We start from the raw sequence: 12205 nt of genomic DNA on the forward strand, positions 1-12205 counted from the left end.
GCACCGACTCTTACACGTATTCCTGTAGTTGTGGGGCCTTAATCATGTTAATTGAAATCGAAGAACAGAAGTCCATTGAATACGTTCAAGAATGGTTTGATTTTAAAGATGGCGTGAAATTACTCATTGCGAGTATTGATAAGCCATCATTTCAGCGTTCGCTTGAACTTAATGGGATTCAGGCTGAGCAAGAGCTTGCAGGCATTAAGGCAGTAACAGATGAAGGAGCGGTTAAGGCTAAATTAGGTTTTAATCGTGCTGTTTCACACTTATTGCTCGGCTGGGTTGGACTAGTCGGTAAGGATAAGAAGCCGATCGAATACAGCGCGCAAAATGCTGAATTGATCTGCACAAGTTCAAAGCAATCACTTGAAATTATCGTCTTCATCATGGAAAAGGCTAAAGTGATCCATGACTCTAAGACTGAAGAGATTGCTGATGAAGTGGGAAAGTCCTCAAGCACTACGAACAAAGAAACATCAAATGGTGCGAAGAAAAAACCGCAGAAGTCTACCAAAAGCTCGGCATAAAACAGCCTGAGCGTTTAGAACCAAGTTTCACGGCAGATCACATCATCAAAGCCTTTAATTTAATTTCAAAGGCTCGACGTTTTATTGCCTTTCCGCGGGGTGGTGGGTTCTATGACTCACTCACTCTTGCTGACATTAAAAGCTATTTTGATGTGTATGGTTGTGACTTAGATCGAGGGCTTTTTGTTGAGTGTATTTTTGCGCTGGATGGGAAGTACTTGAGTGAAATGAATAAAAAATGATGGTCTAGTTGTGAACCGCACCACTACAACTCATAGAATTATCAATACCCATTGACAAGATTTAAGATTTAACCAAGCGAAGCCAACCTAACAAGTTGGCTTTTTTAATGCGTATGAAAAAACCCCAGTGTTGGCGCACTGAGGTTTTTGTTTCCATTTGAACGACTAAGAACAAAAGGATAAATAAATTAATGTCCAATAAAGATAACCGATTCACATTTAAATTTCTAGGAGTATTTACCGTGGAAATTGTAAAAGTTACACCTAAGGAAGTTCGAAAAACTCTATGGCAGGCTGCATTTATTTTGTTTGTAGTAATTCTGCTTATTCGGTTGCCAGCTTATATTGATTCGGTTCGCTGGTGGTAAATTTTGCTCACAAAAATCATAGTTACTGGTGAAATGAGTCAAAAAGCTGCAGATAAAGTAAAAACCATCAACTCTCTTGCAAACTTGATACTTAAATTAGGAATAGCTAGTTCAGCTCTAATAGTCTCATTTGCATATTTTTACTCTCAAGTTCTGAAATAAACCGACCTACAAATGGTCGGTTTTTTATTGTCCGCAATGCGCCCTTAGGCGCTTTTTTTACGCCTAAAGGAAAAGCCATGGCTGAACAACGCAGCGTACTCATTATTGAAATTAGCTCAGAACAAGCAGCACGTAATGCACGTGCTTTAGATCGAGAGCTACAAAGTATCGAACGCACTGGTAATTACGCAACTACTTCAATGAACTCTATGTCAGTGGCAGCACGTCAGTTGGCTGGGTATTTGGCAGGAGTTGTGACTGTTGGTACTGCGATAGCTAAGGTGGATACTTATACTGGTTTAAACAACAAACTTAAATTAGTCACTAAGAGCCAATCTGAACTCAATAGTGCAATGAACGATACCTTCAAAATCGCTCAAAACACTGCACAAGCATGGGATTCGGTTGCACAGATCTATCAACGTTTTTCCGACAATGCACAGCGTTTAAACATTACTCAAGCGAAAACTGCAGAATTAACTGACACAGTTGCTAAAGCAATCGCAATTAGTGGTGGTTCAGCTGCTTCGGCAGAAGCTGCATTAGTTCAATTTTCACAAGCTTTGGCTTCCAATGTTCTAAGAGGTGAAGAGCTTAACTCTGTTATGGAGCAAGCGCCTGGACTTGCAAAGGCAATTGCTCAAGGTATGGGAATCACAGTAGGTCAATTACGTTCAGTTGCTGCAGAAGGAAAGATTACAGGTGATGTACTTGTTGATGCTTTAACAAAGGCACGTGGCTCAGTAAATGAACTATTCGGCAAAACAGATTTCACTATTGCTCAGTCATTCACGCAATTATCCAATGAAGTCACTAAGTTTGTGGGTGAGGCTGGTAAAGGGAGTGGGGCTGCAAATGCAATTTCAGGATCTCTAACTTTACTCGCAGAAAACCTTAACAATGTAACCAACATTGCTATGATCGGTGGTGCTTATTGGGTTGGCACTTATATTCCTGCACTTTATAAAAGTGTAGTTGCAGGATATGGAAAAGCTACCCAATTAGTTGAACAAACAGCTATTCAATGGGCAGCGATTGAAGCTGAAAAAGTAGCCGCAGCACAAGAATTGGCAGGCGCGGAGGCTAAATTAGTTAATCTTCAAGCTACACGCGCGCAACTTATCGAAGAGTTGAAACTAGAATTAGCTCGTAAGAAAAAACAAATTTCAGATCAGGGTGCAATTAATTCTGAATTGAGAATGGGGTTATTGCGTCAACAGCAAGCAGCCATCAACGTAGAATTAACAGCTACTGAAAATGCTTTAGCGGCAGCTAGAACAAGATCAGCTGTAGCAAATAATGCAACAATGGGAGCTGGTCGTGGTTTGCTCGGATTACTTGGTGGAGCTGGGGGATTAGTAGGTATTGTTGCGGCCGTTGGCGCATCAATGCTTTTAATGAGAGACAATACAGACTCAGCTACAAACTCTCTTAATATTCAAAAGCAATCGGTTAGAGAGATTGCAGCTGAATATAGTAAATTATCAGCAGCTAAACTTATCTCAGAAATGGATGAAATTGATAAAAGAATCAAAAAATCACAATCTGATGTTTCAAAAGCTAAAGATAGCTTATTGGGAATGGTAACAGGTAATTCTGAGTCAATAAGTAATGAAGAAATTAAACGTCAAAACCTAATGCTTGATCAACTTAAAAAGATCAAGGAAGAAGGTTTAAGTACAGCTGCTGCACTTCAGAATCTGAGTAAATCAAAATTATTTACAGATGGGGAGATTAAAAGTGCGCAGCGTTATTTTGCTCAATTAGATGAGGGTATAAGTTCAGCACGTGAATTTGGTTATCAGAAAGAATTAGCAAACAGCTATATGGCTAAAGCTTCAGGTCTTTATGAGGAAAATGCAGACAAAATTTCAAAGCTAACAAACGAGTCTGAGCGTCTAAATGAGTCATATTCAAACTCTAAAGAGTCAATTGTTAAATCAGCTGAATCCTTTCTTCAAATCAGTGAAAATTCTGGTGCCTCAGCAAAACAATTAATTATTGCTAAAAATGCTCTAGATAGTTATAGCAAAGGAACAATTTCAGCAACGCAATTATCGCGGATATTTTTGGAAAATCTTCCAATTCCTCAAAAAACAATTGATTCATTTATTGCTCAATCAAAGCAAGCGGATAGCTACAAGAATTCAGTAGCTGGTGTGAACGTTGAGCTTAAGAAGCAAATTGATTTTAGAAATACTTATTTAAGTCAGCATCAAGGTGTTTTAGCTGCTGAAAAAGAGGTAACGGAAGAGAAACGGAAGCAATTGGCCAATGAACAGAGACTAAGTGAACTCCGAAAATCTGCCAACAAATCAATGCTTGACGATAATTATTGGATTAATACTTATAATCGAGAATTGAAAAATATTGGTGGTGATAAACAGAAAGCTTCAACTTTTGCTGATTTTGCACTTAATTGGCGAAAAGAGAACAAAATTGAAAGAGATGTTCAGTTAACCACCGAGCAAGCTAAAATTTTAAATGATCTATGGGTCTTAGATCAGAAGCGTAAAACACTATCGGATGTAGCAAGTAAATCCGAAAAAGATCGAACTAAAGAGCTTGAGAAGCAACTTAAAGTCTTACAGGTCAACGAAAAAGTTAAGGTTAATGCTGCTAAATACAACTTCGGTGGACTAGAAGGCAAGTATGGGCTACCAAGCGGAATGTTGTCTGCGATTCATATGATTGAATCTCGTGGTAATGCAAATGCATATAACAAAGGTTCTGGTGCTGCAGGTGGTTTCCAATTTCTTAAAGGAACTGGTGATCAGTATGGCGTTAAAGATCGTTATAACTTAGCGCAATCTGCCGAAGGTGCTGCAAAATATCTTTCATATCTATTGAAACTTTTCAATGGAAACGTAGAGAAGGCTGTTCGTGCCTATCATGCAGGTGAGGGAAATGTCCAAAAAGGCAAAAATCTTGGTAAATATAATAATCAGTACATCAAAGATTATTATGGCTATATGGGGGGTATTAGCGGCTTTTCAGGGAGTTCTAAAGACTATGAATCGCTCTTAAATGATCAGGTAAAGCTACTTGAAAAGTCCCAAGAAGAAGCCGAAAAAATCCGTAAGGATTTTATGTCTAAAGGTCTTCAAGAGGAGCAAGAATATAAGGATCAACTCAAGAAGATTCGTGAAAATTCGGCTTTATCTGGTGATGAAAAGAAAACATATGAAGCTCAGTTAACTACTCGATTTGAAGCACAAAAGAAACTTAATGATCTTCAACAAGATTATGAGCTAAATGGCTACAAATATACTGAATCACAGAAGCTTCAATATACCTACGATGCTAATGTTTTAAGGCTTGATGCCGAAGGTAAGTATAGTGAAGAGAGTAAGGCTAAGTATAAGGCTGCTCTTAAACAACTTCATGACTACGAACTAGCGGCATACCATAGACTGCAACAAGACAAACTCAATGAGTTTAAAGCCGCTTTAGAACTGCAAACTGGTGAATTGCAACGTGCTTATTATGAGGTAATTGCGCAAAACACAATGACTCAACCACAACTTGCACAGTGGCAGTTTCAAAATCAATATGGTTCTTCTATAGGTGGTGCTTATGATTCTTATCAAAATTCTGTTAAGGATATTAATAAGAAGGATGACAAAGATCAGTACTTGATTGAAGCTGAAACACGTAATCAAATGTTGTTACAGGCTGAGCAAAATTATCAAAATCAACTTCTTTTAATCAAAATGAAAGGGGTTGAGGATGAGAAGGTTTTACAACGCCAAATCCAAGATGAAAGGCTTAATGGCTATAACTCCTTATTGACCCAAGCTAGTTCTGTTTGGGGTGGTGTAACTACCATGGTTAAAGATGCAACTGGTGAGCAGAGCGCAGCTTATAAGGCGATGTTTTTAACACAACAAGCCTTAGCAATCGCTCAAGCAATTATCAGCACCGAATTAGCATCAACTAAGGCTCTGGAGTTAGGTCCAATTCTAGGGGTTCCTGCCGCTGCGCTTGTGAGAGGGCTTGGTTATGCCTCCGTTGGCTTAATTGCTGCCCAGACAATTGCAGGATTCTCAAATGGAGGCTATACGGGTTCAGGTGGAAAGCATGATCCAGCAGGCATAGTTCATAAGGGTGAAGTCGTATTCTCTCAAGAAGACATCAAGCGCTGGGGTGGAGTTGGGAATGTTGAAAAGCTACGCAAAACTGGTGGTTATTCAGATGGCGGGATTGTCGGTAATTCTTATAATGAAAGGAGGCAATATGATGAAATTAGTCAAGCCAGAACAAATGTAGCCTCACAGCCAAATATCATCATCAACAACTACTCCAATGAAACAGTTGAAACATCAACTGCATCAAATGGAGATTTATTGGTGCAAATTGGAAAAATGATGGATAAGAAGATTGATGACGGGGTTGATAGAGGTATTCAAAGGAATTTGAAACAAGGCTATCTATTAGATAAAGCAATAAAGAATAGACGTTAAGCTACTTCGGTAGCTTTTTATTCATTCAAATGTTAGATTTATTCAAAATAAATTAAGAGTTTGTGATGAAGAAAATTATATTAGGATTAAGTGTCGTAGTTGGCTTAGTTGGTTGCGTAAGTCCTGTTTCAGAAATGACGAATAATAACTTTACTAATGTGCAACCCACCATCACAAATTTAAGAGGTTTTTGGTCTGGTAATAATGGTCCTTATCTTGTCACAATTAAGTTTAATGATGATGGTACAGGGTTGATGTGTGCTAGCTATAATGACAAAGACACATTAGAGAAGTTTAAAATCAATGGGGATTCACTATTTATGCAAAATGGTTTAAAGCAAACTATTATTAAAAATGATGCATCTTCTTTAACTTTGAAAGTATCGTATTTTGGTGGGGCAACTTATCAATACAAACCTGACAATTCCTTATCAAACGCTTCACCTTATTGTGAAAAAGAATTTAAAAATTAAAAACAGGGCAAAAGCCCTGTTTTTTGTATCAATTATTCAAGCTAAATACCATTCCATTGAATGAGGTTGCTTATCACCAACATGCTTAAGCGTTAAGCCATAGCCAATTGCTTTTCGGTTTAAAATGTTGGCGTGACATGAGACTTCTTGAGTTAGTCCAATTAGGCGACCTGCATAACTGCTTTGAATAACTGTTAGAGCAGGGTAGAGTTCATTCTTAACGAACTTCGCAAGAATCGGCACATACCACATTAGAAATTGAACGTCTTTATCACTTAATACAGCTTGAATATGTGGCTCAGTGTCTTTGTGTTTGTTTGCCTGACTATACAAAGCAATCAAGTGATGAACATACTCAACCGCTACAGGGATTTCATCGTAAGGAATCTCATCGATGTGTTTTACATTAAATCGTTGGTGAACGAGTTTGTAAGCATCGCTATAGTTAAGATGTTTAGTCTTGGCCACGAGAAGATTTACAGCATTGGTTAGGGGTTCGCGTTCAGATTTATGTGTTTTAGCTACTGGTTGACCGACTTCTTTATCAAGAATGTCGAGTACCCATTTGCGGAATTGTTTAGCTATTGCAGTCTTAGCAAACATAGCAATAAGATGGCAGCCCCGTAATGAGAAAATCCGCAGCCTCAAATTGAGGCTCTGAGGATTATCAATAATTTGAGTCATATTTGGTGAAAACTCATCCTGATTACGATCATAAACCTGAGTAACAGCATTTGCCTTTGCATACCCCAAGGCTCTAGCTAGTTCACCAGCAGATAACCAGATCTGACCATCCTGTTGAACAGGGTTAAATTTCACTTCGTTGAAACTTAATGTTAGACTTGTCATGTCACTTTTCCTTGAAAGAAAGTTGATAGAAGCCTCGATAGCCGTCCAAAGTCATCGAGGCTTTTCATATCCCCTATGGGGATGTTTTGTAATTTAAAACGTTAAAAACTTCTTGTCAATCCCCATTGGGGATACTATTATAAATTAAATAATTCGAGTGCAGAAAAATGGCTAGAAGTTCAGACGTTGAATACAAGATGCGTATGACGCAGGATCTCAAAGATAAGATTGTTGAATCAGCTAAAGAGCATAATCGTTCGATGAATGCTGATATTGTTGCGAGATTAGAAGATAGCTTTTTATTAAAGCAGAGTTCCGCTCCCACAAATGCTGATGTGAAAGTCTTTCATTTAAAGAATGGGAAAAGGCGTGTTGTTTTTGGAAAGCTTTTAAATAATCTGAGCTTAGACTACACACAAGAACTCGATCAACTTCGTGACGATATTCATCTTGCTCTTGAGGTATTGAGTGGTTCTTCTTTTTGGAATTCATTAAAGTTTTTAGGTAAAGATGTTTTAGTCTACAAAGGCGACAATCACATAGACGTAGTAGATAATGGTAAAAGTAGCTTAGGGTGGTTAACTGTCGAAGACCATATAACTGATGAGTATATGGAAAAACTTCATGAATAGAATTATTGGTTAAAAATGATAGATTTTTGAATAAATAAAAACCCGATCTAGATCGGGTTTTTATTTATTCTGGTTTAACTGATCTTTTATTTAACCAATCTTCAATTAGTAAATTTAATTGAGCCGTTAAACTCCTTCGCTCTTTTCCGCTTTCTGTTTTGAACTTCTCTAAAGTAGATTCAGGAATTCTTATATTAATTTGAGGGTCATTTCTAGCCATATGAACTCTATTTTTATTACGGTGATATAAATATATAACCGTAATACTATTGTGTCAAGCACGGTAATACTATTATTCTTATATAAATTTTTTGAGCTTCAAAGTGATGTCTAGAGCAGACCCTCAAATTAATATTCGAGTGCCTATCGAGTTGAAAAAAGAAATAGAGCATGCGGCCATTAATAATAGTCGGTCTATTAATGCTGAAGTGGTTCTTAGACTTCAAGAAAGTTTTAAAACAAATAAGCTTGATAATTCCACTTTATCAACTGAAGAGCTTTTAGAAGAACTGACTAAGCGCTTTGGTGGGCTTGAGATTATTTTAAAAAAACTTGATTAAGAATATAAATTGGTAGGGTAGACATGGGATCTAAATTAACTAAACTTGAGAAAATTAAAGTAAAAAAATTTAGAGGACTTTCTGATTTAGAAATAAATTTAGGAAATAGAATAACAGTTATTTGTGGTAAAAATGGTACATCAAAATCAACTATTTTAGGAATGATAGCTCAGATATTTAGTTTTGATAAAGATTACTCAACTAATAGTGATTTAGATTTTAAGACATTATCAGGTAAACCATTTAAGTCGGCTTTTTCTGAACATTTTAGACTTTCTGTTAAACACGATTTACCAGGATCAATGGATGTTGAATATGAATTGTATGATGCATTTTTTGAATCTGAATTAACTGATTTAAAGCTTGGTCTTTATAATTCTGCAGATAGATCAAGGGCTCGACCAGTTGTTAGAAATAATATTGTTACACCTATCGCAAAAAATCCAAGTAGAAATGTTACACATCCTGTTATTTATCTTAGCTTAAAAAGATTACTTCCAATTGCACAAAGGGATAAGTATCAATTAAGTGAAGAATCTGAGTATTTACAGGGTATTAAAAATGAGTTTACCCGTGAAAATAACAGAATGTTAGGTAAAAGCACAGGAAAGCATATTTCTGGAACCACTGGCACAATTGATTCTATGGTAGTACATGGCGATTCTTATGACCATGAATCTGTTTCTGTAGGTGAGGATAATACTGGTCAAATTTTAATGGGTTTATATTCTTTCAAGAAGCTGAAAGAAGAGTTTAATAATTATCATGGTGGCATTGTATTAATTGACGAGTTGGATGCCGGACTTTTTCCCGCAGCTCAAGTGGAAGTAATTAAAACACTTGAACGATTTGCAAAAAGATATGATTTACAAATTATTTTTACTTCTCATTCACCCTTAATAATTCAGGATATATTTGAAAAATCAAAAACTGATAAAAAAAACTATAAAACGATTTATATGACGGATACCTATGGTGAGGTTGACGTTTTAGAGGATCAGCCATGGAGTAAAATTTTAGCAGATCTCTTCATCGATACTGTCGAGCTTGAACCTGAAAAGAAAATACCTAAAATCAATGTATATTTTGAAGATGGGGAAGCTTACGAATTTTATAGAATGTTAGCTAGGAGCCGTAATACACTCAAGCTTGTTAATCCAATGAAAGATATAACATTAGGTTGCAAAAACTATCTTTCGTTAATTGAAAAGAAAATTCCAGAGTTCTATAGAAATAGCATAATTGTTTTTGATGGTGATGAGGAGAATGGGGATAAGTTTTTCAATACTATAAAGTTACCAACTGATTTACCACCAGATCAATTGTTGTTTGATTTTCTCTATAAGTTACCAAAAGATGATTTGTATTGGAGGAATAATTCTGGTTTTACTAGACCAGTGTTTGAAAGAATTGCTCAACCTGTATTTGATTTTCTTGATATTGGTTCGCTACCAGATGATGATTATGACCTAAAACAAATAGTTGAAAATAAGAGAGGGAAATCCAAAGATGATGATGGAAGGACTAGGGAGAAATTCAAAAGTTTCTACAAGCATGATAAAATTCAAAAACTAATAAAAGGGAAAATTGCTGATAACCCGTTCATGGTTATGATCAAAAGAAATCCTAAAGAATTCATAGGTTTTGAGGAAAAGCTCAAGACGGCTATTATTGGCGTTGTAGGAAAAACGCATCCGTTAATGAAAGATTCAGTCTCAGAATTTCTTAATCCATAAATAGGTTATGGCCATCTCAAATGAAACCTGTTAAAATGGTCAAAAGATTATTGGATCATTCATGAGCGTTGACCTATACAATACGCCTTTACGTTATCCTGGTGGAAAAGGAAAATTTGCACCAGTGGTAAAGACTATTTTTGAAGAAAATAGCTTGGTGGGTGGTCATTACCTTGAGCCATATGCGGGTGGAGCAGGGGTCGCCCTCGATCTACTATACTCAAACTATGTATCTGATATTCATATCAATGATATAGACAAAGCTGTTTATAGTTTTTGGGAGTCTATTACCAAAAACACAGAAGAATTCTTAAGATTATTGATTGATACGCCCGTCAATATGGATGAGTGGTACAAGCAAAAGACGATCCTAAACGATATTGAATGTGATGATGTATTGATAAAAGGGTTTGCAGCTTTTTTTATGAATCGCACTAACAGGTCTGGAATATTAAAAGGCGGTGTAATTGGTGGTAAAAAGCAAGATGGACAATACACACTTGATGCTAGATTCAATAAAGTAAACCTTAAAAAAAGAATTGAAAAAGTTGGTTTAAATGCTTCAAAAATCCATGTCTACAATGAAGATGCATTGGATCTAATTAATAGAGTTGACTTGTTGCTTCCTGAAAATTCATTAGTGTATTTAGATCCTCCTTACTATGTCAAAGGTCAAGGGCTCTATAGAAACTTCTACAATCATGATGATCATGTTTGTATTAAAAATGCTTTAGATAATATCAAAACAAAATGGATTGTTTCTTATGATAAGTGTGATGAGATAATTGATATTTATAGCGATTATTTTATGACAGACTATGACTTAAATTATAGTGCTTATCATCGAATTAGAGCTAAAGAAGTAATGTTTTTCTGTGATACCTTAAAAAAGCCAAACGAACAAAACTTATTTTCTTTAGCATAAAAATGCTTATAAGTTAACTTAAACCTCCCTCGGGAGGTTTCTTTTTGACCTCAAAATTAGTATCTTGTTAAAAATAATATACATATAAAAAGGATTTGCTTTATGTACACAGGCTATTGGATTAATAGTGATTATATATATGGCGCTGAGCTTTCGGGGCGATTTTGGATTGCAAGTGGTTATATTTATGGGCCTAAAAACAGTGGTAGATATTGGATAGCAGATGGGTATATCTATGGACCAAAAGATGGTGGGAAATTTTGGATTGTTGATGGTTACATATATGGACCTAGAAAAAGTGTTCCATGGATCGAATAAGCAAAAAAAGCTTAATAAATTACAATAACAGAATTTTAATTTCCTTAACCATAAACCCACTCACCTGAGTGGGTTTTTTATTGGACGCAATTTATGAGCAATGAAAAATTTACATTTCCGTGTGATCTGGATGGAAACTCAGGCAAACAAAACTTCAATATTTTGACTTCTAAATTTGGAGATGGCTACGAGCAGAATATCTCAGTAGGCATCAACAATAAAAAGGGGGAGTGGCCTTACAAATTTACATCTACCAAGGAAGAAATTCTTCAAATCAAAGCTTTTTTTGATCGACATAAAGGCTCTGATTCATTTCTATGGAATTCTCCTTTGGATGGAGAGGTGAGAGTTAAAACAGATACAAGTTATACACCGAGTCAAGTAGGTGGAATGATCTGGACTATCTCCACCACTTTTACCCAAGTTTTTTACCCTTAAATCTAATTAACTTCACGCCCCACTAGCTGGGGCTTTTTAGTGAGAAAAATATGGCTAAGCAAACAATTAATTTAGGTACTGCACCTACTGGTGCTGGTGGAGATACTTTTCGCTCAACTGGCACAAAAACGAATGCGAATTTTACAGAAGTTTATAATCAACTTGGTGCTGATGGTGCAGGTGCATTGCCAACAGTTTTACCGATTGCTAAAGGTGGTACAGGTGGAGCAACAATATCTGGTGCAAAATCTGCGCTAGGTTTAGGTGATGCAGGCATTGGTGGTTATAGTCTTGCGCCTATTGCATCTCTAGCAAATGTGAATACAGTTTCTAGTTTTGCGAATGTGTTGGGTGTGAATAAATTTGCTGTAACTGCTCACGGGGATTGGCAACAAGGTAATCCAACAGCAAATACACTATATATGCCTCAGCGATATGGATCTTTATTTGGATATCACGGAACAGATTCAAATGGTACTTATGCATATCAGATTTTTAGAGGTTCAGCC

Source organism: Acinetobacter sp. RIT698, assembly GCF_009668065.1.
GTDB classification, from domain to species: Bacteria; Pseudomonadota; Gammaproteobacteria; order Pseudomonadales; family Moraxellaceae; genus Acinetobacter; species Acinetobacter guillouiae.